Raw genomic sequence first — 26,008 nt, forward strand, 5'->3', positions numbered from 1 at the left:
CATCACCTCCCAAAATGTCGATCGATCCAGCTTTGAAGCTTTCGATCCAACGAGTGTTCAAACATTTGTTCATAGAGCATGACGGCATGATCCCAGTACCCATTTCCTTCAATCCATTGAGATGAAAGCATCATGCCAGTACTGGCATTCGGATCATATTCAAAGCGGCTGCCGGCCCATCTGCCTGGCACCCATCTTCGTTCTCCATTTGAAGAAATGGCATGTCCATCATTCACGTAAGAGGCATAATCAAGCTGTGTCCCTACTTCTAGCGTGAGCCCGCCTCGGGAAGTGAGAAAGTGATTCTCCTTGTCACCTTTTTGAAAGGAATTGAGGAGACGGCCTGTATCAACAGCCTTTTCTTTGATGATTTCATCTTGAATGATGTCTAAAAACTGTAAGCCCATTTCCTGTAACCACTCTTGATATTGCGCCGTTAAGCCGACACTATTTGCCTGTTGGAGCTGGGATAGCAGCCGGTCAAGTCCATCAATTTTCATAGGTTTTCCTTTCTGACGGCCATCACTTCCATGTGATGATTTTTCACTCTTTTTGGCTGCTGCAACTTGAGTGAGATGCCGTTCCACACCATCTTGTCATGCAAACGAATGTCGCTTGCTAAAGGGAAATGGACGAGATAGGACTGATAGATGACTGTATTCGGTTCTTCTTGCACGAGTGACTGGCTTTTTTCTACAACATAGCAAGCCACATCTCTCATACTTGGTGTATCAGGATAAGTGAGGTCCGTCTGCAGATCTCCTGCTGGTATACCAAATTTGCCGCGGACTGCCTCCTCATTCTCTAAGTGAAAAAGATCACAGCGATCCGTTAATAGAGAATCATAGCTCATAATGATCTCACCTTTAAATTGGCGCTGCCGCCAGTTAATGAAGGTTCAATATAATCAACAAGAAGGGCATACACATAAGGTCTGCCTTTCACTTTGTCCGCTGCCTTTGCATATGAATAATCACCCATTTTTTCTGAAGTCAAGCCTTTCATCATGGATTCGTCATCATTCAGCATGGCAAAATACTGGGCCATTTTTAATAAGGCGATCCTTGCTTTTTCAGGAATGGGCTGATATTTTTCATGTGTAAAATCGTGCCCGACCATTTGAAATACCGCTGCTTCTGCTTCAATAATATCTGCCGCTAGTCTCTCTACAGAACGATTTTTCACGCGATCAAATACAGAATAGGCTTGTAGTTCCTCAGCAGAAATGATCATAGCCTGCTGTCACCTACTCTTTCACTTTCATGACTTTGGCTACAGCATCCTCTTCCTCAAATTTGCTGTCGAGCTTCGCTGTCAGAACAATGATAAACTTACGGCTGCGAATATCTTTTTCTACTTCAATACGAATATTGCGAGAAAACCCTACGATAATGTTTTTCGGGTGTGTCAGTAAAATATCTGATACGTCTGTTCCTTCTTCATCATATGGCTGCATATTGGCAAGACCTTTGACCGGAACACCGAATGCAGAAGAAAGTCCGCCTTGAATCGCCGCATCTCCGAGACCTGTCTGACGGTTTGCTACTTGGTCTTTCCACTCGACCTCTAAACTTGGGGATGTATAAAAACGGAAATCCTGAGGTACACGTAAATATTTTGACGGCATCGCTTTATAGGCTTGTTTGAACATTTGACGGCTAATTTCCGCTCCATTTGCATCGACAATATGAGAAACTGCCTGTTTTCGTACGCCATCCATTTGAGCTAAAAATGGGTCTTGTGATGTTGTATCACCGTTGACGATCAGTTCTTCAATATCGACTGCCGCTCGTTCCGCCAGCATTTGCATAATGGTTTGCTGAATCCCGTCTTTTTCAATGTTGTTTTCAATGCTGTCGTACGTCATATGGATCTCAGCAATGACTTCTTTTGCATTGAGCTGGACAGTGCTTGTCGCTGGGACAACACGGTCTTTTGCATCAAGCGCTTTGCCTTCTTCTGCTGGGCGTAAAATGCGCTGACCGAAGCCGATTTTTTCGATTTTTTGTGAATCACTTTCCATTGGAATGATACGTGCGTCATTTAAAACGGTTGGTGTATTTTGCATCATTCTAATGAATGTGTTGGATTGGGCTGCGTTCATGAGACCGCCTGTTTTTAAGCTGGCAAGTGTCATTTCAGCCTTGCGAATCAACTCTTGATTTCTCACACTTTTTCCTCCTTATTTAGGCTTATAGTAAGCCATCCCATATGGGCTTTGTCATATCATTTTGTGTATCGTGATTTGTTTGTTTAGAAATGCCCCGCGCTTTTTCAAGCATGTGTATCCGCTCTGAAATAGGCAGTAGCTGTTGCTGAAGCACTTCCTGAATCGCTGCTTTTTCTCTGCCTGCTGATTTCTCTAAGGAAGAGAGCTGATGACGAATTGGCGCAACCACTTGCTCCAGCACTTTTTGTACAGGTTCTTCTTCACCAGTTTGATCTGTCCCTTGTTTATCCGCTTGTTGTAAAACGTTGTCGATGGCCATTTTTGCTTTTTCTAGTTCGCGTACTTGATCAGTCGTTAATCCGGCATCTTGCTTTTGAACGGATGCTGGTCTTTCGCCAATCGTATGGAGGACATCATTTGTTTTCAACACATCCTGCACAATTGGAATCAATTGTTCAAGTGCCGCTCTTACGCTAGACTCATCACCATCACTTGACTGCAACGTTTCCAGCAGATGATCTAAAACGCTCCAAAATTGTTGTGGCATATTTGCACCTTCCTCTTTCAAAAAGAAATTTTTCAGCAAAGAAAAAAGCCCTCTCTCGTTCGTTTCTTGAGATAGGAGCTGATCGTGTTCCTCTATTGCGATGATGTCTGCTGTTCCAGCCATTGAGTAGCCTGTAATATGGCCTTGCTGAATTTGGTCCCAAATATCTTGTGATGCCTTTGTCACAAGTACCCAAGATCCTTTTTGAATCAGCTCCCCGCCTACTTCAAAATCCGCTGGGGCAATGTATGATTCGACGACTTCGCCAACACCATCTTGAAAATCATGCTGTTTATCAATGTGACGGGCATCTTTCATAAAACCGTGTGCTGCTCTTTCAATTTCTTTGGCCGACATAAAGTCTTGATGTGCATCAGGTGTATTGGGTTCATACACGACGCCATATACGAGGCGATGGGCATCCTCTGCCTTCGTCAGGACACTGACTTCTTTTTGAAAGTCAGGCTGCTTTTTCTTTGCTTTCATCAAGAAAAATTTCTTTTGGTTGGCGGCCTTGTCCACATAGGAAACATGTGTAATTTTTGCGTTTTTTAATTCCCTTGGCATATGTTCACCCCCTTTCAAAAAAAGCTCACGTCCTTCTATTTCTTCAGCTGGTTTGACTCGGATGGAGACAGCCCATCAGCTGTTTTTATGCGGCTTTCTAAAGGTCGGTGGTAGAATTCTTCCGGCCATTCCTCTAACGTCTTACCAAGAATACGCCCCGCAAGATCTCGTAAATCATTTGGCGATACTGCCCCAGCCTGAATAAATGGTGTCAGAACCTTTGCTATCTCTAATGGATCTCTAAAGTCAGGACCATTTAATAGAAAGCGGACATGCCATATATCTAAATCCGGGAGAAAAAGAGTATTGAGCTTCCCTGTAATAAGATGCCGCTCTGGCTGAAACACTTGCTCCTCCGTTGTTTTTCGCGCGGTATCTGCTGTGGCCTTGTTATAATCTTGTGACTCTCCTGTGTAAATAGGCGGCAGACGAAAAGCGGAGCGGATTTTGTTTCTCGTCTTTTCATCGTATTCTAAAAAGAGCGCATCCTCTTGTAGGATTTCCGCCAAGGATTTAAAGTTCACTTTGACACTTGATACATCTTCTTCACCTGTTAATCCTTTTTCTGTCGGAAGCCCTTCTACTTCAAGCAATAAAAACTTATGCGCATGATCAGACCCTTCAATATCATCCATATAATCTTGTAGCTGCTGATAAGAAGTCTCTGACAGCATGCCGTTTTCGACAATGATGGCACCAGGTACATGCCGTCCTTGCTTAAAATAAAGATAATTCAGCTCTTCTGCTTTTCGTGCGCCATACATATTGACGATGTTGCCAATCCAGCGAGGAATCCCATACGTCCCACTGCCAATTTTAAAATGGATGACTTCTGTTGCTTGAAGTGGTTCTGGTGTAGCATCATCGTACTTGCCTGTTTCATAATTTAATATGCGCGGATCACCATACTCCTTGAAAAAGACTTTCTTCTCATTGATGACCTGCACATATTTTCGGAATCGTTTCTTGCGATTCATCGTCTTTAATTCGCCGTTTTCTGTGTAGCGGAATTCGACGTCGACTGGCTCACTCAGCTTGCAAATGCGGATATGGAGTGCATCCAAATACTCGATTCCTGCCGGCTTTCCTTGTCCATCCCGCAGCACCTCTAAAAAGCCATTTCCTGTTTTCTCCCGGTCTTCTAGGACATAACCAAGAATCACGTCAGCAGACTCATCATAGTTCATGTATTTCGTAAACTCTTCGAGTCTTGTCCATTCCTTCTCGGCTGTCTTCTTTTTGACCGGTTTCACATCTTCCGCATTAAAATCAAAGGCGTATTCCACCCCAAATCCAAAACCTAAAATGTTTGTTCGATACGCATCTATACATTGCTGAAGAATCGTTGAGTATTCTGCCATGCTTTTTAATTCATTGATATGGTAGGGCGGGGGGACAATGTCATCTTTTTCGTATGAAAATTCATCCTCATACATTTGTTTTGTATGATCAGACATGTTGGCCTTCATAATCGTTGCTTTTAATTGTTTCATTGTATGGACCTCCTCTCTCGGTTTGGACGGACACGCTCTGAAGCAGTCTGTTTCAAATCGGTCACCTCATAATCATCTAGCGCATACCAAATGGCAGATAATGTGTGTGGATCGATTTGAAATTCATCTTCCTCTAAGCGGCCGTTCTTATCTGCCTTATAGGTTAGTGATTGAAGTTCATAGATGGTATAAGGGCAAGCATCGGAACAAATGATTTTCTTAAATCGTTTGATTTTCTTTGTATATTGCAAACGTGACCCTTGGAACTTATGCGCAGCGACCATTTGAAATCCGCGTTGCCGAAAATAGTGAATCGTTTTAGGCTCTGCTGCATCTGCCTTAATCAGTTCCTTTGATTCAACAAATTCTTTCAAATCAACAGCTGTTTCATCATCTGTTTTCCCGCGGTCGTAATATTCCCAATAAATATATAAGTACTTTTTTTCATGATCGACAGCTAACCGAATGAGCGCATTGTAGGATTCGACAAATCCAAAATCCATCCCCGCACGTTTCAGCGGTCTTTCAATTTGCCCGATTGCTTCTAATACGTCGGCATGCTGTCTGACCTCAAATTGTGGAAACACTTTTGTGCCATTGATACCGAAGTATCCTTTCCTTGCAATTCGATAAAGATCTGGATCGTATTCTTTCAGCTCATCCAGCTGCTTGACATAGCTTTTAGGAAGAAATAGATTGTCTTCTGCTGTTGAGTGGTGATAGTACGTATCTTTTATCACGATGGTTCGCTGTTTGTATAAGGTTTCGTCATCAAGGACAAATCGTTTCAGCTGTTCATCTCGAAAGAAATGTCTGTACGTCCAATTATCCTGACCAACGGGATTCGTCGATAACATCATATAAAGAGGTAAAACTGGATGTCTCAGCCTTCCAAGCAGTTCTTTAAACCCTTCATATGAAACCTCGGAACACTCCTCAATCCAAATCATTGAGATGTTGTTGATCGACTTCAATTTCTCAGGCTTGTCCAGTCCTTTAAATAAAATGCTGCTCCCATTGCGAAAAGTGAGAGCAAGCGGTGAACTGCGGCACTTTACTAGATGATCGATGCCAAGATCGCTGACGATTTCTTGTAAAAGAGAGTAGGTCGACTCCCGGTGCGTATCATACACTTCTCGAATGACAAGTGCTGTCCGTTTTTCCTCAAGCAGTTTTAAAATCAGCTTTAAAGCAATGTGATAGCTTTTGGAGGAGCCATAACCGCCTACTAAAAACTGAAACTTTTGATTCCAATCGAACAAAAAGTGTTCAAAGTGAGGATTGACTTCTTTTTCAATCAACGGCGTCATGAATCGTCCTCTTTTCTTTTGATCATGATATGAAGATCTTCTTCTTTTTCCTCACGAACTGCTTTTTTTGTTTTTTCGATTGTCAGCTCAATTTGCTTCAGCTTTAATCTTCGTTCATCTTTCGCATGAGCGAGCTCTTCAAACTGTTTAATCAGCCGTCTTAGTTCTCCCATTGCACGAGATTGGGCATTTAAAAAAGTAGCATGCCGATCCCATGAAAATTGAAACGAAAATTCCTCTGCCGTGATCTCTGGCTCTGGATGAATGCCTTCGCCTGTTTCTTCCTCTAATGAAGAAGGCAAGTACGTCGCCTTTTTCAGTTCTTTGATCATGTCATCTTGATCTGCTACATGCATGATGCGCTGCGCTCGAATAATGGCTGCGTATTGAATTTGAATTTGATCCCAGATGATATCAAGAGATGTGCGCCCATCCATTTTTTCCATGATTTCAATCGTTTCATCTGAAAGAAATTGATGAAAGATCGAGTGCGCCTGCTTTGACGGTGTTTTTTGTCTTTGCCAGCCGTATCGTCTTTTCCATGATTTGACAGTATGGATGGAGACATTGTAATGATCCGCTAGCTGCTGGTACGTCATCCCTTTCATATAATCCTGCTTAGCCTCTATCCGTTTATCTTTCATTTACATTCACCTGCCGCCTCCTTTTAGTTCGAATGATTCCCTGAAGAGGAATCATTTGTGCCGGGCTAGCAAACATTCGTTTGGTCTTTCTAACTATAGGTGGCAACTGTAAGACAAGCTTTTGAAGATTGATGTGATGAAAGAAAAAACGCCTATTCAGCTGCTTTGAATAGGCGTTCTTGTACTTTTTTGGACATTTTGGTCCGAGCTCTTTCCATATGTTTTTGGACTGTTCCTTTTTTTACATCTAGCATAATCGCAATCTCGCTAAATGACAGACCCTGTGTTGTGTGCATAAAAAACACGTCTTTCTCTCGATCTGTTAAAACAGACAAAGCTTCATCGATTCGCCTTTTGTCACGCTCACTTACCTCTCTTTCTTTCTCTTGAATGAGGGTGTATTCATGTGATAAAGCCTCTAATACCTCTTGATTAGCAAGAATGGTGCGCTGATACACAGACCGTCTATCTAATCCTCTGCGTGCGCCCGGCTCTCTACCGAATTGAAGCCATTCCACCACATATTCTAAATCACTGACCATACTGGCGATCATTTTTTGATCATGTTTGTCCTGATCTGACATCTGTTTCTCTTCTTTGTCTTTCAATTGTTCATATCGTTTTCTGGCATCTTTTAAACTTCTTTTATATTCGATCAGTAAATCTTGCATCTGTGCTCTCTCCCTTTTTTAAGAAAATAAAAAACGGACACCAATCAGCCCCTTTTTATAGGGTCTTGATCAGTGTCCGCAGGCTTCCCGTCTTGGACTTATTCAGTTGTTCTTGTTCATCAGACTAGCTGATTTTAAAACCAATCTCATGATCGACTCTTGCAAAATGTCCTTTTGCTGTTTGAATAATCGTTTTTCCATGCTCAGGTACATCCATCATATAAGCCGTTCCTACGTTTCCATCTAACACAATGACTTGAATCTTCCCTTTTTCCATTTCACCGACAAATGTCTGGTTTTCTTGAATCATGATTTGTATTGGCTCGTTCATATGCTTGTCTCCTTATTTGGTGGTGAGGATCTCATATCATCACCCATCGTATTTAAAATGATTTCCATTCGAGGACGCATGCTATAAAACTGTGAAACTCTTAATTCTACAATCTGTAAAGAGGCGTCATCGGCAATGGCATGAATTGCTTCTTGTATATACTGCAAATTTGGTTGAAGAATGCTGATGTGTACCGGGCGTATCAAGCCTTTTTCAGCAGATGTACGCGTGTCTTGGCTGTTCGCTAGATCAATGGGCATATTGTAAAATGAGCGAATGTCGAGTGATAATGCGCCTTTTATTTTGCTTTTGCATTGCGCTTTAGCGGCTGTTTGAATTCTGTTTATCAATGTCTCTTTTGTGCATAAATGTTCTTTTTCAATGATAAAATGAAGGACCATGCTACGATCTCCCGTCATCCTTCGCCCACTGCCGAATGTCTTGTTCGTTTTGACCCGCATTGAGCAAACATTTCAGGAATGTCATGATTTGCTTCAATCGATTCATGTCGCATTCTTCCTTTCCTTCTTCTTGTCATCAACGGCTTTTTCTGCCATGAGGGTCATGTATGTGCGTTTTTCTTCTGCCGTGGGGAAAGCAAAAATCGGCTCTTTTTGATGAAAAGTGATCCAGCCGCCAGCTTGTACTAGGCAATGCTGTGCTTCTTTTCGGGCATCAAATGTCATCTGATGTCTCATCATCATCAAATCCTTTCTCACGGTTCTCGTCCTCTAATCGATAACCATTTCGGGACATTTCATATGGCCAGTAACGTTTTGGATAGCCGAAATCATTCATTTGTGTCACCATCGGATGTTCGATATTCATTCTGTTTGTCTCCCCTTTTTAAGAACGGTCTTCCTTACGACTATTACTCTTTTTGTGTAACTTTTGACCAAAAAAAAGCTCTTGAACACCGATATTTAGCAAATCTGCAATATGCTTGGCTATTTCTAAGCTGGGCTTTGTTCGGCCCCTTTCTATATTTGCATAGCCACTCGTGTACTTATATCCAAGTTTTTTCGCCATATACGTTTGTGTTTTTCCTTGTAATATTCGTTCTTCTCGTAAATTTTCAAGTTTCATGTTTCCACCTCTTACTCATTATGTGTAAGTTATATTTATTATGATAATATACACAAAACGAGTAAGTCAATCAAATTTTTATTCTTTTTGTGTATTTATTTATCTTTTCCGTGTAATTCATGATAAAATTTACACATAATATGAAAAAAAGGTGTTTCCGATGGATAATTTGACTGGAAAGATTCTAACTGAATTAAGAGAGAAACATGGATGGAGTAAGTCTACCGTTGCCAAAAAACTCGGATTAAAGGCGATGTCAACCTATGCTAACTGGGAATATGGATTGAGAAAGCCAGATGGTGAAATGATTGTGAAAATCGCCGAGTTATACGGGGTCTCAACAGATTATCTTCTCACAGGTAAAGACAAAAACGCCTCTGATGACGATCTTGCAGATGATCCTGATTTGCAAATTGCGTTTAAAGCTGCCTCCGATTTTTCTGAAGAAGCACGAAGACAAACCATCGACTTTATTAACTACATTAGAGAGAAAGAGAAACAAAAAGGCCGTCAGCCAAAACAGACAGACGACAAATAAAAGATCTCTTTTTATAAAGCATCACATAGCTGGGTAGATACCCAGCTTTTTTTATGTCTCTTTTTCCTCCTAAAAAAGAATGACATATGAATAAAAAATCATGTGTTTTTTGGGTAAAATCGTCTTCCCCTACATAATATGTGACAATTTTCACCAAAAATACTCATTTTTCCACTTATTTTGATTGACATATAATTCTATTATTATTAATATATGTATATACCAAAAAAAGGAGTGTTACCGATGAAAAAATTAATGAAAGCTTGTACATTGTCTTTAGCTGCTTTAGGTGCTCTTACGTTCTTCCAAACTGAAGGTGCTCATGCAGCTGCACAGCCTAAAGAACCAGTTATAGCAAAAGCTCCTATTATGAATAAAGTGATTACAGTGAACCGCACACTTACTGTAGGTTCTTCAATTGCTGTCTCACTTCCAGCTAGCCAAATTTCTGTATCAGGCGCAACGTATGCCATTCAATTAGACCAAACTGCTCCAAATTTCACTTGGATCCGTGCTGTACAACGCGGTTCTGTTACAGTTTCTTACTATAATTCACTAGGTGAGCTCGTCATTAACTATATTACTGTTCGTTAAGCGATTTTTTTCATATGAAAAGGCGATGACTACATGTTCATCGCCTTTTTGAGTTTTTACTTTTAAGCTGCTTACCAGTGCTTGCCAATCTCTATCTATTATGTTAACTTTTAATAAAAATAAGTTTACATATTGAGAGGGGCTTATGATGGGAAAAATAACGTCTTTGTCTTGGGAAACGATCGTGAAGAAAGCCATCAATCATGAACCGATTACGATGGAAGAAGGTCTAAATATACTTGAAGCAGACGACGCAGAGTTGTTACCTATTATGCATGCAGCTTATCAGGTGAGATTTCATTTTTTTCAAAAAAAGGTGAAGTTAAATATGATCTTTAACGCCAAAAGCGGATATTGTCCTGAAAACTGCGGTTATTGTTCACAATCGGTGATTTCAACAGCTCCTGTTGAGAGGTATACAATGCTTGACCAAAAAACCATTGTGGCCGGTGCGCGTGAGGCGTTAAAAAGAAAAGCAGGGACTTATTGTATCGTAGCAAGCGGGAGAGCACCTTCGCACCGTGAATTAGATGAAGTCACCGCAGCAGTAAAGGAAATTACTGAGACGATGCCTTTAAAGGTGTGTGCATGCCTTGGGTTATTAAATGAAGAAAAAGCGAAGCGGCTGAAGGAAGCGGGTGTTCATCGGTATAATCATAATCTCAATACACATCAAGATCATCATGCTCAAATTACAACGACCCATACGTATGATGACCGCGTATCGACCCTTGAGAAGGTCAAACAGTCAGGGATGTCACCATGTTCAGGAGTTATTATTGGGATGGGCGAAACCAATCAGCAAATTGTCGAAATGGCTTTTACGCTTAGAGCCCTTGATGCGGATTCGATTCCCGTCAACTTTCTCCATGCAATTGAAGGAACGCCTCTTGAACATCAAGAACGCACACATCCGATCAAAGCGTTGAAGGTTTTGGCACTGATGCGATTTATCAACCCGGCTAAGGAAATTCGAGTATCTGGGGGAAGAGAGTTTAATTTACGAACGCTTCAGCCTCTAGCATTATATGCAGCGAACTCTATTTTTGTAGGCGATTATTTAACGACAAAAGGACAGCAAGTTCAAACCGATCATCACATCATTGAAGATTTAGGTTTTGAAATAGAAGAATGTGCGCTTTAAAAAAGTCTGCCGATGAATCGGCAGACTTTTGACGTTGAGATTAGAATCTTTTATGGAAATCGACAGTACCGCTTCCTTCTTCGCGGTCAAAGCTGCCAACAAAAGTCCAGTTAATATAGCCGCCGTCACCATTGTTGACAAACGTACCATCTTCAAATACCCAAATACCAAACGTAATGCCGTCATATTCAACACTATCATAATAGACAACATTGTTCAGTCCGCTAAAATCATGATCTTGGCTTAAGTTTTGAACAACTACGTTGTAATTTTGACCTGCTTCATAAAATGCACTGTATGCCGCATTTTTTACAAATCCATCACGATTTTGAGATGATTTTACTGCTTGTTCAATTTTATCGGCAATGGCTACTGGATCAATCGAGACACTTCCATCGACACCTGTTGTCGTAGCAGCTTCAGCCTTTTGACCAAAAGTCGTAAGAGATAAAGGGACAGCAACCATTGACGTAGCAATCACAGAGCTAACAAAAAATTTACTTGTTTTCCTCATTATTTCTAACTCCTCCTTTAATTGGTATGTTTATGTACTACCCTTTTCTTTGTCACTTAAACACTAATTTAAGAAAAAACTTCTTTTTCTACCAATTAAGAGGCTGTTTTTACTGTTTAAAAGGGCAAAACAACAAAAAAACTACTCTTTTAAAAGAGTAGTTTTCCATCATTACATAAACAGGATAAATAAAATCAGACCTAGGATGATTCGGTAGATCGCAAAAGGCACAAGTTTGATTTTATTAATCAGTTTTAGGAAGAATCGAACAACAAAGAGAGCCACAATAAACGCACTCACAAAGCCCACAATAAAGAATGGAAGCATGTCTGTTGTTAAATATTCGGCATTTTTAACAAGTGTTAAGAGGCTTGCTCCCGCCATAATCGGCATGGCCATAATAAACGTAAAGTCAGCCGCCGCTCGGTGATTCAGACCAAGAATAACACCACCTGCTATTGTAGAACCTGAACGCGAGAAGCCTGGCCATAGTGCTAAACATTGAAATAACCCGATATACAGCGCTTGTCTGTACGTCATATTATCCACAGAGCTTGTTTCTGTTTTACGTTTATTGATCCAATCAGCGACAAGCATCAGCACAGCCCCTAAAATCAAACCGACGGCGACCGTTCTCACATCAAACAAATATTTATCAATATAATCTTCAAATAAGAATCCTAAAATGACGGCTGGGACGAGTCCAACAGCAATTTGAGCAATGGTCAGCTTATGTCCGCTGCGTTTTTGTTCTTCTGTGATATTTTTCTTTAAGCCTAACAAGTTCAAAATACGATCTTTGAACACGATCATGACAGCTAAAATAGAACCTAACTGAATCACGACTTTAAATGTGTTTGCAGCCTCTGGCGTAATGATGTCTTTTGATTTTAGCCAAAGATCATCAACAATGATCATATGCCCTGTAGACGAGACAGGTGCATACTCTGTTAATCCTTCGACAATTCCTAAAACCAGTGCCACGAATAAATCCCATAGATTCATGATTTTCTTTCCTTTCAATTCTGATCTTTTGAACTGGCCAAACATCTATGTCCACATAAAGACAAGCTTCCTTTTTCGAAAGCTCGTCTTTATGATACTATATTTTTTTCTAAAAAAGATTATGACATCAAACCTTTTCTTCTTTATACAAATTGGATCGCATTTTGAACCAATCAAACAGGTGGGTCGTGATCACTTTCAGAACGGCATACGTCGGAATCGCAACAATGATGCCGACGACACTGAACAATTTACCTGCTGTTAATAGAACAAAAATAATCGTAATCGGATGGATATGAAGGTTTTTCCCCATCACCTGAGGAGAAATGAATTTCCCTTCAATGAGCTGAACCACTGTCCAGACAATGATGAGTTTTAAAAGCATCACTGGTGATGTCACAAGCGCAATCACAATCGCTGGTGTAATCGCAATGGTTGGACCAAGGTATGGCACTACACTTGTACATGCCGCAATAATCGCCAGCAGCAGCGCATAGTCAAGTCCAATAATCATATAGCCAATTAAAAGAAGAATACCGATACAGAAGCTGACAATGATCTGCCCGCGTATATAAGAACTTAGACGATGGTTCATTTCGTGAAGCACGATATGAGTATGGTCTCTAAACTTATTCGGGATAAATTTCAAGAAATAGTCAGGCAGTTTTTTGCCGTCTTTTAATAGATAAAACAGAATGAACGGAACCGTCACGATCGAGATGATAATTTCAGTAAGCGCCCCTAAGAAAGTGCCGACTCCAGTAAAAGTACTTTCCAAAATCTTCGTCGCTTGACTTGACGCTTTACTCACCAATTCAGAGACGTTAAAGTTCATCGTTTTCTGCACTTGACTAATAAAGTTGCTTCCAGTTAATTGTCTAATCTGTTCTTCTACCGTATCAACGTATTTTGGCAGATTATGAAACAGACTCATCGTTTGTGCTTGTAAAAAAGGAATAATAGATACAATGGTCACAGTAATGATCCCAATAATGACGATATATAAAAGCAAAATCGAAAAGATCCGTTTGACCTTAAATCTCTCTAATAAATTCACAATTGGATTTAATAAATAATACACAACCCCCGTTAAAATAATCGGTAAGGCAATGGTTTTGATGAGTACAATGAGCGGTGTGAAAATAAAAGATGCTTTCATGAAAACAAGGATATTCAACCCTATTAATAGCAGGATGAGTAAAAAGAGAACAAACTTGTTATCAAGAAAAAATTTTCTAAATCGACTGCTCCACATTTGCATAGAATTCATATCTTTCCTCCAAACACGGGCTATTTTATTAGTAAATTGTACACTACTTGATCATCATTTTGTGATCATTGTTTTAGCTTTTTTTCACGTTTCGCAATGGACATGGCCCATCCAATCAAAATCGGTTGTCCGATTAATCTCATCCATAACAAGGCTTGTTCTGTGCTCTCTTGCCCTGGAAATGGAATCCCTTCTCTCGCAGCAAATAGGTTCGCAGGGAAAATGAGCACCAGATAGACAGCGATCATTTTTGCTGCCACAATCCTTACGTTTGGAAGAAGCAGTAATACGGCCAACAGCCATTCCAAGCATGCGGTGGCATAAATGATACCATAGGGAAATGGCCATCCAGACATCATGCGGGCAAAGCCGCTTGGCTCTATCACATGAAAAACACCGGCTGCTATAAATAAAAGCGCGAATGCGTATGTACTTCCTATATGTAGGATGCGCTTCATGTTCGTTTCCTCCTCCCTCCTTCTCAAGTATTACCCGAATGAAGGAGGAAACTATCCACTTTTCGTACATTTATTTTCTTTATGTAAGACGCATCAGCTAAGGTAAAGGTTTCATCCGCTTTTCAATAAAAAAGAAGATTCTTTCATACAAACGCTTTCAAAGCATGTATAATCAGAGAAAAGCAGAAGGAGGGAATGTGATGATTCGATTTGCTGTCATCGGAACGAATTGGATTACAGATCGATTCTTACAGGCTGGTGAAGGAGTGGCGGATTTTACATGTACGGCCGTCTATTCTCGGTCTGCTGAAAAAGGACAGGCATTTGCAAACAAGTATGGCATTGATACCGTCTTTACTAATTTACAGCAAATGGCGGCAAGTGATGCGTTTGATGCTGTGTATATCGCAAGTCCAAACGCCCTTCACAAAGAGCAAGCGATGCTGATGATGGCGCATCAAAAACATGTATTATGTGAAAAACCATTGGCCTCTCACCGTAAAGAGGCTGAAGAAATGATTGCTGCTGCGAAAAAATATCAGGTGTGCTTAATGGAAGCGATGAAGACCACATTTCTGCCGAATTTTCTTCAAATCAAGCAGCATCTTGATCAACTAGGCCCCATTCGGCAAGTGATCGCTCATTACTGTAAATATTCCTCAAGATACGATGCCTACCGAAACGGTGAGATTCCAAACGCTTTTAAGCCGGAATTATCAAATGGCTCCTTAATGGACATCGGCGTGTATCTTGTCTTTCCCATCATTTATTTATTCGGGCTGCCACATCAAATCACCGCGAGAGGCTATACACTTTCTTCTGGAGTAGATGGGAGCGGTTCATTACTTTTACAATATGAAGGACATCAAGCACTTCTTTTCCATTCAAAAATCTCAACATCTCATGTATCTGCTGAAATTCAAGGGGAGGATGCCACGATGGTCATTGATCAATTCCATCGCCCTTCTCGTATCATCATCCATGATCGGAATGGACAGCAAACCGATATTTCTATTAAAGATGATCAACCGGCTATGTATTATGAAATCGATCACTTCATTCAATGCATCAAGCAAAAAAAGGGGCAGTCTCCAATCAATACATTTGCCTTATCTGTTCAAACCATGTCCGTCATGGACGAGGCGAGAAGACAAATGGGCATTATCTATCCAGCCGACAGACAAATGTAATGAGGCATTGAATGAACAAAGGGCGTTTTACAGCCCTTTGTTTGTTCATGTGAATCTAGTTTGCCGCTAATACATCGGCAAATGCTTTCACATATGGCGGAAGGTCCGGCGGGCGTCTGCTAGATACAATATGACCATCTGTCACAACCGCTTCATCAAACCATTCTGCTCCAGCATTCGTCATATCATCTTTAATACCAGGTGTACTCGTTACTTTTTTACCTTTCAGGATACCAGCTGAAATGAGCACCCAGCCGGCATGACAGATTTGTCCGATCGGTTTGCCCTTTGCATCAAACGTACGAACGATGTCTAATACTTCTGGATATCGGCGCAGTTTATCGGGCGCCCATCCCCCAGGAACGAGAACCGCATCATAATCATCTGCTTGAATGGAATAGAAGTCTGCATCTGATACAGCCGGCACTCCGTACTTCCCGATATATTCATGATCTGCTTTTTCGCCTACGAGATGGACAGTTGCCCCCTCTTCTCTTAATCGCAAAACGGGATACCATAGCTCTAAATCTTCAAAATCATCACTGACTAACGCAATGACCTTCTTATTTGATAAACGCATAACATCTCTCCTTTTCTTCGGATTTCCTCTATTGTACGAGATCATCTCTTAAAAAGAAAAGCGGTTCCCCTTGAGGAGAACCACTTTCTATTATTCACTGATCTTGAATTTTTTAATTAAGTCACGCAATTCTTCCGCCATTTGGGAAAGCGTCGTCGAAGAAGAACTAATCTCTTCCATTGATGCCAGCTGTTCTTCTGCTGATGCCGCGATATCTTGAATACTTGCTGAACTCTCTCTCGATACATCTGCAATTTCATTCACTGCTTTAGAAATTTGCTCAGATCCTTTTGAAAGCTCACGAACTGTCGTATTCATTTCATTGATTCTTGTCGCAATTTCTGCCGTTTGCTGATTGATTTGTGAGAAGCTTTCTTTTGTTTGGTCTGTAATTGATAGACCATTTTTTACTTCTTCATTCACAGATTTGAACATATTTTGAGACGTTTCAATTTCAGAGACAATTTCTTTGACGAGTTTTTCAATCTCTTTTGCAGAATCTGATGATTGAACCGCCAGCTTACGGACTTCTTCTGCTACAACCGAGAAGCCTCTGCCTGACTCGCCCGCACGTGCTGCTTCAATGGCTGCATTCAGAGCCAGTAAATTCGTTTGATCTGCTATACCGTTAATGACACCTAAAATGTTGGTGATATCTTTTGATTTATGCTCTAATCCGTTGATCACACTTTCAGCTTCTTTCACTGAATGATCAATCGTTTTCATTTGGCCAACTGTCTGTTCAACAAGCTGTCCGCCTGTTTCTGCGACTTTTTTTGATTGAACCGATGATTCTGTAATGACATCAGATGTTTGTGCAACTTCATTTAGCCCTTCGTTCATTTGTTTCAAGTGGGCTGCACTTTGTTCCACCATTTCACTTTGATTTTCGTTTCCGTTCGAGAATGTTTCAATGGATGATGTAATATGTTCGGTTGCTTTTGTCGTTTGACCTGCACTTGCCGTCAGTTCTTCCGACGATGACGCCACGTTTTCAACAGATGTCTGTACAGCTTGGATCACATCTCTGAGTGACTCACTCATTTCATTAAAACTTGTACCGAGCTGACCAATCTCATCCTTTGACCGGACATCAATTTTCTCTGTTAAATCTCCTTCGCTAATCTTCTTAGAAGAGGAGACAAGCATGGAAAGTGGTTTTGTAATAGAACGGATGATAAAGAAGATGAGAATACCGCCAATGATGAGCGCACCAGCTAATATAATGGCCGCCATGTTGAAGACTGGCTGCGCCGCTTCTTCTACTTCACTGACAAACATTGTACCGGCAATTTTCCAACCAGTCGCTTTGTTTGTTGTGAACTCCATTTGCTTTTCTTTCCCTTCAAACATATAACTCATTGAACCTTTGTCTTGTGTATAAAGCTTGTCTACCCAATCACCTGTTAATTTTGTTCCTGCTTTTTTCGTTGGATGTGCCACGTATGTTCGATCTGGGCTTCCGATAAAAGCATGACCTTCTTTACCAATATTGATACTATTAGACTCTTTTACTAGATTCGCAATGTCCAGGTTCATGGCAATAACACCAGAACCGTCCTCTAGTTTTTTAGAAATCGTCACAACAAGTGTACCAGTTGATGCGGTTGGGTATGGAGCGGAAACAGACAGCTCACCGTTTTTCGCCCAGCCATCTTTGTACCAATCCCGCTCAGTTGCGACATAATCAGCAGGCATTTTTTGATTTGGATATCTTGAGAACACTTTTCCATCACTTGAAGCAACAAAGATGCCTTCTGTGTCATCATTCATGCTCATGAATTGCTCAAAGCGCCCTTGAATATCAGTCGTTCCTTTTTGCCCCAGCTTTTTCTTCGTAATCCATTTGCTAAAGAAATCGGCTGCGTCTGTTTTTACTTTCACAACCTTCGTAATGTTTTTGTCCAGCTGTTCTACATTTTCCTTTGCACTTTGCATGATTTGATCATTTAAAGAGGTGCTCGCCGTATGATATGAAGAGAATGCCAATACGATAATTGGGCATAAAAGAATAAATAAGAAAGAGAAAACGAGCTTTTTTGATATAGATGGTTTTTTGAAATACTGTATGAAATTCATAAAAAAGAAAACTCCTTTTAGTAAGATAGTATATATATCGGAAGTACTACTAGGTTCTTTACTTTTTTAATTTATTAAAGTCTAGATAAGTCCAAAATACCCAAATTATGTGCAAAAAACGGAAAAACACCTGACGTCAAAACGTCAGGTGTTCCAAATTATTGACAAAGGGCTAAAATGAATTTGATTTTAGCCCTTTTCTTCTTTTCAGCGTGATAGAAAACCTTTCCAGCCCTAGGAAGGACGAGTACTGGCGCGGAGCGAATTTGAATTCGTGAGCACCAGCACGCAGGACTGACACCGAATGCGAGGGTTTGTCTACACGCTGAAACACCTGACGCCAAAACGTCAGGTGTTCCACTATGACTCTTATATTTTAAATTGTTTGATGAGCTCTCTCAGTTCTTCTGCCATTTGGGATAAAGTGGCGGAAGATGAGCTGATCTCTTCCATTGATGCCAGCTGTTCTTCTGCTGAAGCCGCAATATCTTGGAAACCTGCGGAACTTTCACGTGAAAGCTCTTTGATTTGATTGACTGCTTGTGAAATATCGTTTGAGCCATGAGAAAGTTCTTGGGCTGATCCATTCATTTGTTTCATTTGTTCTGTCATTTCTGATGTCTTATGGGTGATTTTCTCAAAACTCACTTTCGTTTCATCTGTAATGTTTAATCCAGATTGAACTTCACCTGCTACTTGTCTAAACATCTTCTGCGACTTTTCAATTTCATCTACGATTTCGTTCGTCAGACTTTCAATTTCTTTTGAAGAGCTGCCTGATTGCTCTGCAAGCTTGCGAACTTCTTCAGCGACCACAGAGAAGCCTCTTCCTGCCTCACCTGCACGTGCGGCTTCTATCGCTGCATTTAAAGCAAGGAGGTTCGTCTGATCTGCAATGCCGTTGATAACTCCAAGAATGCTTGTAATGTCCTTAGATTTCTGTTCTAGCCCTGCAATCACAAGCTCCGCTTCTTTCACTGCTTGTTCAATCGTTTGCATTTGACCTGCTGTTTTTTGAACGAGCTCTCCACCAGCCTGAGCGGTTTTGCTAGACTCGATAGATGATTCCATCATATGAGAAGTCGTGTTGACCATATGTGATAAGCTTCGATCCATGTCGTTTAACTGGACAGAGCTTTTTTCGATCATCTCATTTTGATGTTCATTGCTGTTTGAAAACTGTTCAATAGATGAGGTAATATGCTCAGTTGCTTGGGCTGTCTGTCCTGCACTAGCTGTTAATTCTTCAGATGAGGCAGCCACATTTTCAATTGAATTCTGGACGGCTTGAATGACTTGTTTCAGCTTTGCCGACATATCGTTAAAGCTCTGTGCAAGCTTGCCGATTTCATCGTGTGTGCGCACCTCGATATGCTGGGTGAGATCCCCCTGACTGATTTTCTCAGCAGATTCAGAGAGCTCTATGAGTGGTTTTCGAATCGATTTAATAATAAAATAAATCGCGATTCCACCGATGACAATCGCAGCAGCTAGGATGATCATGGTTAAGTCAAGCACTGGCTGTGCGGCTTCCTTCACTTCGTTGACATACATTGTTCCCGCAAGCTTCCAGCCTGTCGCTTCATTTGTGTCATAAAACATTTGCTTCGGCTGTCCGTTAAATTCATATTCGAAACTTCCTTTTTTATTGTGATACATCTTTTCGATGAAATCGCCTGTCAGTTTCGTCCCGGCCTTTTCCGTTTTATGAGCAATGTAACGTTGGTCTGAGGTAGCGACAAACGCATAACCTTCTTGACCAATTTTGATGCTGTTTGTATCTTTCACAATCGTGTTCAATCGTACATTTATACCAATGACACCAGAACCATCTGCTAACTGTTCTGATATTGTGATGAGCAGGTCATCTGATGACTTGTCTGTAAAAGGATCTGAAATGATGAGTTTGTCATCTCCCATTGATTGTTGAAACCATGGTTCATTTTTTGCGCTTTTGGCACTGCCTTTATGAATCTCGGAATATTCAGTTAGTTTACCATTCTGATCTGCAACAAATACTTCTACGACATCGTCGTCTGTTTCCGATAGTTGCTCTAATTTCACCTTAAGTAAATCCTTATTTTTAGAGGCCAGTTCCTTTTTTTTCACCGATTTAGATAAATATGAAACAATATCAATTTTAGGCTGTACATCTTTATTGATCAATTCATTTAATTGATTCACACCATTTGCAGCGCTAGACATAATCTCATCATTGAGAGACTTAGACGCCACTTCATAGGAAAATGCGGCCAACACAAGAATGGGCACTAGGAGAATCGCTAAGAATGCAGTAATTAATTTCTTTGACATCGTAAAGTGCTTAAAAAAGTTGATTTTTTTCATGACTCTACTCCTTTTGGTTTATGATTTGGGATCATCCCCCTCTATTTTTAGGTAATACGGATTATTTTTCAAGGTGTAATGCTCGAAAACTCACCAAAATAAGCATATTTACCTATTTCTTTCGTTATGTTCAGTTCAAAAAAGAACCCCCTAGCTGGAGGTTCTTTTCATTTTGTTTATTCAACTTTAAATTTGCTAATCAAATCACGTAATTCTTCTGCCATTGAAGAAAGGGTGGCAGAGGATGAGCTGATCTCTTCCATTGATGCCAGCTGTTCTTCAGCTGAAGCGGCAATGTCTTGAATATTGGCGGAGCTTTCACGTGATACGTCTGCAATCTCACGGACAGCCTCAGAAACATGTGCAGATCCTTTTGACAGCTGGACAACTGTTCGATTCATTGTTTGGAGCTGATCTGAGATTTCTTTGGTCATGTCGAAAATATTGTGGAAGCTGACTTTCGTTTGTTCAGTAAAGCTTAAGCCTGATTGAACTTCTTGATTTACTGCTGTGAATACTTCTTGTGATACATCAATATCTTGAACGATTTCTTTGATTAAGTTTTCAATTTCTTTCGCTGAGTTGGCAGATTGAACAGCAAGTTTTCTTACTTCTTCTGCTACAACGGAGAAGCCTCGACCAGATTCGCCAGCTCTTGCTGCCTCAATCGCTGCATTCAGCGCAAGTAAATTCGTTTGATCTGCGATGCCATTAATGACACCAAGAATCTGGGTGATATCTTTTGATTTGCTTTCCAGCGCACTGATGACATTCTCTGCTTTTTTCACTGATTGATCAATCACGTTCATTTGAGAAGCGGTTTTTTCCACTAGCTGTCCGCCTTCTCCTGCAATCTCTGTTGATTTGATGGATGAAGCGGTAATCGATTCAGCCGACTCATTCATGTGCTGAAGGCCTCTGTTCATTTCTTCTAACTCTTCTGAGCTTGATTCCACTTTATCATTCTGGCTTTCGTTACCAGTAGAGAATTGTTCAATGGCTAATGTAATATGCTCTGTTGCTTTACTTGTTTGTCCTGCGCTTGCGGTCAGTTCTTCTGATGAAGAAGCGACATTTTCAACAGAGGTTTGGACGGCGCCAATGAGGGATCTTAATGAGTCAATCATCGTATTAAAGCCTTTACCAACTTGTCCTATTTCATCATCTGATTGAATCTGAAGTTTATCACGTAAATCACCATCGCTGACCTTTTTCGAGAAACGGGCAAGATTGGATAATCTACTTGAAATAGAGCGGACAATAAAGAAGATGAGGGTTCCTGCTACGATCAGTGTCACACTGAACACAATAATGGCAGTATTGAAAACGGGTTTAGCTGCATCCTCTACTTCTGATACGAGCATCGTGCCGCCGATTTTCCAGCCGGTTAGTTCATTGGTGACATACGCCACCTTTTTATCTGTTCCATTGAGTGTATAGCTGCCGTTTCCTTGTTTGTTTTTAAAAATAATGTTCGCCAAATTCTCATTGACTTTGCTTCCTGGCTTTTGGGTTGGATCTGCTAGCACGGTTTTATCCTTCTCCATGATGAAAGCATATCCTTTTTGACCTATTTTAATTTCTTTTAGCTTTTGAATGAGGCTGTCAATTTCCATATCAAGACCAATTACCCCTGAGCCATCTTTCGTTTTTTGGGCAATGGTGATGACCATTTTACCTGTAGATGCTGCGACGTATGGCTTCGTGATGACTTGTTTACCATCAGCACTCATGGCCTCTTGATACCACGGACGCTCTCTCGGATCATAGCCTTCAGGCATTTTTTGAACTGGGTATTGCATGAACAAGCCCTTTTCTGAACCTGCATAAATGGCTGAGACATCTTTTTCATTAATTTTTCCGTATTGCTGCAATTCTTTAATGGTAGCTTTTCTATTTTTTTCTTGAAGATTAACCGCTTTGAGATCATCTGTAAACAGGGTCACAGCCTCTGCCTTGTTCCCAATATTCTCATCGATTAAGGTATCAAATGCATTGACCTGACTCATCGCACTGCCCATAATCTGTTTGTCTAACTCTGTTTTTGATGTAAAAAATGCACTGATTGTGAGTGCGACGGTTGGCAGTATGAGGACTACCAAAAAGGCAATAACTAATTTTTTAGAAATGGATGGTTTTTTGAACCATTGGATCATTTTTCCCATTTTCTCTTTCCCCCTTTACTTCTCTAAAGTTATTATCGGATGAAAGGTTTATTTTTAGAGGGCTGGAAATGACGTTTAAAAATAAAAAAAATACCCAGACAATTCTGGATATTTTTTCATCGTTTTTTAATCAATTTTAAATTGACTTGTCAGCTCTTTTAGCTCCTCAGCCATATTGGCAAGTGTGACAGAAGAGGACGAAATTTCTTCCATAGATGCCAATTGTTCTTCAGCAGATGCCGCAATATCTTGAATGTTCGCCGCACTTTCTCTTGAAACTTGACGCATTTCCTGCATAGCTTGTGACACAAGTTTTGATCCGCTTGATAGGTCAACCGCTGTATCATTTAATTGAGTGAGCTTTTTCGACATACCTTCTGCCGCCTCATAGATGTTTTGGAAGCTTTCTTTTGCTTCTTCTGTCATCCCAAGTCCTGCATTTACTTCTCGGTTAACAGCTTTGAACATCTCTTGAGATTTGGAAATTTCCAACACAATTTCTTGGATCAGCTTTTCAATTTCTTTCGCTGAATCTGCGGATTGGACCGCTAGTTTTCTGACTTCCTCTGCTACGACAGAGAAGCCGCGCCCTGATTCACCTGCTCTTGCTGCTTCAATGGCTGCATTGAGTGCAAGTAAATTCGTTTGATCTGCGATGCCATTAATGACATTTAAAATGCTCGTAATATCTTTAGACTTGTATTCTAATTCTTTCATGACTTGTTCTGCTTCTTGTACAGATGTGTCGATATGTTTCATTTGATTCGCTGTGCTTTCAACGATACGTCCGCCTTGTCCAGCCGCTTCTGTCGATTGAATGGAGACAGCAGTCACTTCTGATGAAGTTTGTGACATACCTTGTAATCCTTCATTCATTGCGACAAGCTGATTCGTGCTAGATTCGACTTTCTCATTTTGTGCTTCATTCCCATTTGAGAATTGTTCAATCGACATGGTGATATGCTCTGTCGCCTGACTTGTTTGGCTGGCACTAGCAGTCAGCTCTTCTGAAGCTGAAGCCACATTGTCGACAGATTGCTGGACCGCTCGAATAACTTCACGCAAAGATTCACTCATCTTACTAAAGCTTCTTGTGAGGTCTCCTATTTCATCCTTCGATTTGGTTTCGAGGGTTTCCGTTAGATCCCCTTCACTCACCTTTTCTGAGAAATCAACAAGCCTTCTAAGTCCAATTGTGATGGAGCGAACGATAAAGAAGATAGCGATACCGCCAAGGATAAAAGAAGAAATTAAAAGAATAATGGCAGAATTCCAAACTGGCTGTGCTGCTTCTTCTGTTTCTGATACAAACATCGTTCCAGCAATTTTCCAACCTGTTAAATCATTTGTCACAAAAACGAGGCGTTTTTGCTCTCCTTTATTCTCATAAGTTGATGTTCCTTCTTTGCCGCTGTAAAGGATTGATGAAATATTTTCTGTAACTGCAGAGCCTGATTTTTCTTCTGGGTGAGCTACAATCTGTTTGTTTTTATTTGCAATAATTGGATATCCTTCTCGTCCAATTTTAATATCTTTGATTTTATCGACGATATCTTGAACATCAATATCAATCCCAATGGCTCCCGACCCGTCCTTCAGACGCTGAGCGATTGTGACAACCATGCCGTTTGTTGTGGCAGAGATGTATGGATTGGTGACCACAGGTTCGCCTTTTTCGTCCTGCATCGCCGCTTTATACCAATCACGAGTTGTTGGATCATAGCCTTTTGGCATGTCCACTTTAGGGAACTGAATAAAATCACGATTTTTACTTGCTGCATAAAATCCAACTACATCATCTTCATTGATTTTACTGTATATCTCAAAATGCTCATACAGTTCGTCCTGGTTTTTCTTTTTAAAGTCTGCAGCACTGGATGTTTCGGTAAACAGTTTGACTGCGTTCTCCTTATTCAAAAGCTTTTGCTCGATCATGTCATTCAGCTCATTGACTCTTGCGTTGGCTCCGTACATGATTTCATGATCTAATTCTTCTTTGGCAATCTGATATGAAATCGTACTGAGTGTAATGATAGGCAAGACGAGAACAAGTGTGAATGAAATAATCAGCCTTTTAGAAATCGATGGTTTTTTCAACCATTTTATGATACTTTTCATGTTTTTCCTCCTTTTAAACGTTATGTTTTATATCGGACAGCTTCATATTATTTTCATGTTTTTCAAATAAAAAGGATGCCTTTTTGTTTATTTTCACAAATTGATTCCTTGCCCAAGCATCCCGCATACGCTAATACAAAAGGGGGCGCTTTTCATATGATTATCCTTTCAGGACAGCCAGTGACAAATGAGCAGCTGGCATCGTTTCAGCTAGAAGGACAAAAGCGGATCATTTTGATGCAATTACAAGCCTCAAATGATACGTTCCGTTATAGGCAGGCATCTGATTTGTTATTTGAGGTGACTTTACGATCGAATATCATGAATGCGGCAAGAGATTTGAACAAGAGCGGTGCCTCATTTGCTATCTTTCAAAGGTCCCGTGCGAATGACGCCTATTGGCGTGTATCAGAGGCCGGAGCGTTAGAACTGCGCTATCAAGTCGAGCCATCTACGGGGATTAAAGACATCTTTGAAAATGGCTCAAAATATGCCTTTGAATGTGCCACAGCGATTGTCATTGTGTTTTATATGGGAGTCCTGCAAACGGTAGGAGACGAGAAGTTCAATCGAAGACTTAGAAGTTTAACGCTGTATGACTGGCACTATGATACATTATCCATTTATACAGAGCGCGGAAATGATTTTATTTATGGGGATTGCCTATATTTCGAGAATCCAGAGTTTAGCTATCAACAGTCTCAATGGCGCGGAGAAAATGTGATTTACTTAGGGGAAGATCAATATTATGGGCATGGGCTTGGGATCTTAACAGCTGCAGAGATTATCGATAAATTAAATGCCAGAAGACGGCCAGGGGCTGTTCAGTCCGCTTATTTACTGCCGCAGACTACTAGAATGGATGTTATTTATCTCAGGCAAATGTTTGGTAGCTAAAAAGGGCCTCTTGTCTATAGGTTATGACAAGGGGCCTTTGTATGCCTTGCGTTTGCGGTAATCATGGAGCGTGCCAAGCATTGTGTTTGCTAGGATTTCCATTTCTTCTAGATCGTTTCTTGTGACTGGAGGGTCGTGCTGATTCCATTTGACATAACGAACGAAATAGTAATGACGAATGGGGGTAAGGACGGCAGGGGAGTGCGGAAAATCATCAAATAGAAATTCAATTTGTCCTTTTTTCCGATATGAATGTTTTAAGATTTCCATCCTGTCACACCACCCATTATC

The 26,008-nt window shown here is 40.7% G+C and carries 29 protein-coding genes; 5 read left to right on the forward strand and 24 right to left on the reverse strand.

Annotated elements, in window-relative coordinates:
* Positions 1-2: 2 nt before the first annotated feature.
* The 14 genes from NST09_RS14500 to NST09_RS14565 all read right to left on the reverse strand — a co-directional run bounded on the left by NST09_RS14500 (position 3) and on the right by NST09_RS14565 (position 8,819).
* Entirely contained in the window at positions 3-500 is a 498-nt protein-coding gene (locus tag NST09_RS14500) for an HK97 gp10 family phage protein (RefSeq protein WP_050826548.1), read from the reverse strand.
* Positions 497-853 carry a YqbH/XkdH family protein gene (locus tag NST09_RS14505; RefSeq protein ID WP_017367938.1) on the reverse strand — a complete coding sequence of 119 codons (357 nt, stop codon included), beginning with the start codon at positions 851-853 and terminating at the stop codon, positions 497-499. The genes NST09_RS14500 and NST09_RS14505 overlap by 4 nt, the downstream gene beginning before the upstream one ends.
* A complete protein-coding gene (locus NST09_RS14510; protein WP_007500574.1) occupies positions 850-1,233 on the reverse strand; it encodes a DUF3199 family protein in 384 nt (127 codons plus the stop codon). The genes NST09_RS14505 and NST09_RS14510 overlap by 4 nt, the downstream gene beginning before the upstream one ends.
* 13 nt (positions 1,234-1,246) lie before the next feature.
* Positions 1,247-2,170, reverse strand: a complete 924-nt coding sequence (locus NST09_RS14515) for a phage major capsid protein (RefSeq protein ID WP_008344119.1) — start codon at positions 2,168-2,170, stop codon at positions 1,247-1,249.
* Between the two features lie 22 nt (positions 2,171-2,192).
* Positions 2,193-3,284: an XkdF-like putative serine protease domain-containing protein gene (locus NST09_RS14520; protein ID WP_046344355.1), complete on the reverse strand. Its 1,092-nt coding sequence runs from the start codon at positions 3,282-3,284 to the stop codon at positions 2,193-2,195.
* Between the two features lie 35 nt (positions 3,285-3,319).
* The gene (locus NST09_RS14525; RefSeq protein ID WP_213406959.1) at positions 3,320-4,777 is read right to left on the reverse strand and encodes a phage portal protein; all 1,458 of its coding nucleotides are present in this window, start codon (positions 4,775-4,777) and stop codon (positions 3,320-3,322) included.
* Positions 4,774-6,075 (reverse strand): PBSX family phage terminase large subunit, encoded by a 1,302-nt coding sequence (locus tag NST09_RS14530; RefSeq protein WP_161630747.1) that lies wholly within the window; start codon positions 6,073-6,075, stop codon positions 4,774-4,776. The genes NST09_RS14525 and NST09_RS14530 overlap by 4 nt, the downstream gene beginning before the upstream one ends.
* 8 nt (positions 6,076-6,083) lie before the next feature.
* Positions 6,084-6,731, reverse strand: coding sequence for a phage terminase small subunit (terS, locus tag NST09_RS14535; protein WP_007500563.1), 648 nt, complete (start codon positions 6,729-6,731; stop codon positions 6,084-6,086).
* A 152-nt stretch (positions 6,732-6,883) separates the two neighbouring features.
* On the reverse strand, positions 6,884-7,402 hold the full coding sequence (locus NST09_RS14540; RefSeq protein WP_216942718.1) for a sigma-70 family RNA polymerase sigma factor: 519 nt from the start codon (positions 7,400-7,402) through the stop codon (positions 6,884-6,886).
* A gap of 124 nt (positions 7,403-7,526) precedes the next feature.
* The gene (locus NST09_RS14545) at positions 7,527-7,733 is read right to left on the reverse strand and encodes an XtrA/YqaO family protein (RefSeq protein WP_216942721.1); all 207 of its coding nucleotides are present in this window, start codon (positions 7,731-7,733) and stop codon (positions 7,527-7,529) included.
* Positions 7,730-8,134: a RusA family crossover junction endodeoxyribonuclease gene (locus NST09_RS14550; RefSeq protein ID WP_216942723.1), complete on the reverse strand. Its 405-nt coding sequence runs from the start codon at positions 8,132-8,134 to the stop codon at positions 7,730-7,732. Before NST09_RS14550 ends, NST09_RS14545 begins: the two co-directional genes overlap by 4 nt.
* Positions 8,135-8,236: 102 nt before the next feature.
* The gene (locus NST09_RS14555; protein WP_234717158.1) at positions 8,237-8,431 is read right to left on the reverse strand and encodes a hypothetical protein; all 195 of its coding nucleotides are present in this window, start codon (positions 8,429-8,431) and stop codon (positions 8,237-8,239) included.
* On the reverse strand, positions 8,409-8,561 hold the full coding sequence (locus NST09_RS14560) for a hypothetical protein (protein WP_008344135.1): 153 nt from the start codon (positions 8,559-8,561) through the stop codon (positions 8,409-8,411). The genes NST09_RS14555 and NST09_RS14560 overlap by 23 nt, the downstream gene beginning before the upstream one ends.
* An 18-nt stretch (positions 8,562-8,579) precedes the next feature.
* Positions 8,580-8,819, reverse strand: coding sequence for a helix-turn-helix transcriptional regulator (locus NST09_RS14565; protein ID WP_035389219.1), 240 nt, complete (start codon positions 8,817-8,819; stop codon positions 8,580-8,582).
* 160 nt (positions 8,820-8,979) lie between these two features.
* Between NST09_RS14565 and NST09_RS14570 the strand changes: the two genes are divergently transcribed.
* The 3 genes from NST09_RS14570 (at position 8,980) to bioB (ending at position 11,095) form a co-directional block, all read left to right on the forward strand.
* Entirely contained in the window at positions 8,980-9,357 is a 378-nt protein-coding gene (locus tag NST09_RS14570) for a helix-turn-helix transcriptional regulator (RefSeq protein ID WP_007500560.1), read from the forward strand.
* Positions 9,358-9,600: 243 nt separating this feature from the next.
* A complete protein-coding gene (locus tag NST09_RS14575) occupies positions 9,601-9,951 on the forward strand; it encodes a hypothetical protein (protein ID WP_003213146.1) in 351 nt (116 codons plus the stop codon).
* A gap of 148 nt (positions 9,952-10,099) precedes the next feature.
* Entirely contained in the window at positions 10,100-11,095 is a 996-nt protein-coding gene (gene bioB, locus NST09_RS14580) for a biotin synthase BioB (protein WP_052320649.1), read from the forward strand.
* Positions 11,096-11,135: 40 nt separating this feature from the next.
* On the opposite strand, the gene NST09_RS14585 is transcribed toward bioB, so the two are convergent.
* The 4 genes from NST09_RS14585 to NST09_RS14600 all read right to left on the reverse strand — a co-directional run bounded on the left by NST09_RS14585 (position 11,136) and on the right by NST09_RS14600 (position 14,342).
* Positions 11,136-11,609 carry a hypothetical protein gene (locus tag NST09_RS14585; RefSeq protein ID WP_008344156.1) on the reverse strand — a complete coding sequence of 158 codons (474 nt, stop codon included), beginning with the start codon at positions 11,607-11,609 and terminating at the stop codon, positions 11,136-11,138.
* 171 nt (positions 11,610-11,780) lie between these two features.
* The gene (locus NST09_RS14590; protein ID WP_024719699.1) at positions 11,781-12,614 is read right to left on the reverse strand and encodes an undecaprenyl-diphosphate phosphatase; all 834 of its coding nucleotides are present in this window, start codon (positions 12,612-12,614) and stop codon (positions 11,781-11,783) included.
* 127 nt (positions 12,615-12,741) lie between these two features.
* Positions 12,742-13,884, reverse strand: coding sequence for an AI-2E family transporter (locus NST09_RS14595; RefSeq protein ID WP_007500555.1), 1,143 nt, complete (start codon positions 13,882-13,884; stop codon positions 12,742-12,744).
* A gap of 65 nt (positions 13,885-13,949) precedes the next feature.
* Entirely contained in the window at positions 13,950-14,342 is a 393-nt protein-coding gene (locus NST09_RS14600; RefSeq protein WP_008344160.1) for a DoxX family protein, read from the reverse strand.
* 200 nt (positions 14,343-14,542) lie between these two features.
* On the opposite strand from NST09_RS14600, the gene NST09_RS14605 reads away from it, so the two are divergent.
* A complete protein-coding gene (locus NST09_RS14605) occupies positions 14,543-15,532 on the forward strand; it encodes a Gfo/Idh/MocA family oxidoreductase (RefSeq protein ID WP_008344161.1) in 990 nt (329 codons plus the stop codon).
* Between the two features lie 55 nt (positions 15,533-15,587).
* Here NST09_RS14605 and NST09_RS14610 read toward each other — a convergent pair whose 3' ends face one another.
* The 5 genes from NST09_RS14610 to NST09_RS14630 form a co-directional block, all read right to left on the reverse strand.
* Complete coding sequence (locus NST09_RS14610) at positions 15,588-16,112, reverse strand: type 1 glutamine amidotransferase domain-containing protein (protein ID WP_008344162.1); 525 nt, start codon at positions 16,110-16,112, stop codon at positions 15,588-15,590.
* 90 nt (positions 16,113-16,202) lie between these two features.
* Positions 16,203-18,191, reverse strand: coding sequence for a methyl-accepting chemotaxis protein (locus NST09_RS14615; protein ID WP_017367940.1), 1,989 nt, complete (start codon positions 18,189-18,191; stop codon positions 16,203-16,205).
* A 369-nt stretch (positions 18,192-18,560) separates the two neighbouring features.
* Positions 18,561-20,537 carry a methyl-accepting chemotaxis protein gene (locus NST09_RS14620; protein WP_007500548.1) on the reverse strand — a complete coding sequence of 659 codons (1,977 nt, stop codon included), beginning with the start codon at positions 20,535-20,537 and terminating at the stop codon, positions 18,561-18,563.
* 176 nt (positions 20,538-20,713) lie between these two features.
* A complete protein-coding gene (locus NST09_RS14625) occupies positions 20,714-22,702 on the reverse strand; it encodes a methyl-accepting chemotaxis protein (protein ID WP_008345758.1) in 1,989 nt (662 codons plus the stop codon).
* A 126-nt stretch (positions 22,703-22,828) separates the two neighbouring features.
* Positions 22,829-24,820 carry a methyl-accepting chemotaxis protein gene (locus tag NST09_RS14630; RefSeq protein WP_008345759.1) on the reverse strand — a complete coding sequence of 664 codons (1,992 nt, stop codon included), beginning with the start codon at positions 24,818-24,820 and terminating at the stop codon, positions 22,829-22,831.
* 156 nt (positions 24,821-24,976) lie between these two features.
* On the opposite strand from NST09_RS14630, the gene NST09_RS14635 reads away from it, so the two are divergent.
* Positions 24,977-25,717 (forward strand): protein-glutamine gamma-glutamyltransferase, encoded by a 741-nt coding sequence (locus tag NST09_RS14635; protein WP_008345763.1) that lies wholly within the window; start codon positions 24,977-24,979, stop codon positions 25,715-25,717.
* 21 nt (positions 25,718-25,738) lie between these two features.
* Here the strand turns inward: NST09_RS14635 and NST09_RS14640 are convergent, their stop codons facing one another.
* Positions 25,739-25,987 (reverse strand): hypothetical protein, encoded by a 249-nt coding sequence (locus NST09_RS14640; protein WP_017358966.1) that lies wholly within the window; start codon positions 25,985-25,987, stop codon positions 25,739-25,741.
* Between the last annotated feature and the right edge of the window lie 21 nt (positions 25,988-26,008).

Source organism: Bacillus sp. FSL W7-1346 (assembly GCF_038593335.1).
GTDB classification, from domain to species: Bacteria; Bacillota; Bacilli; order Bacillales; family Bacillaceae; genus Bacillus; species Bacillus altitudinis.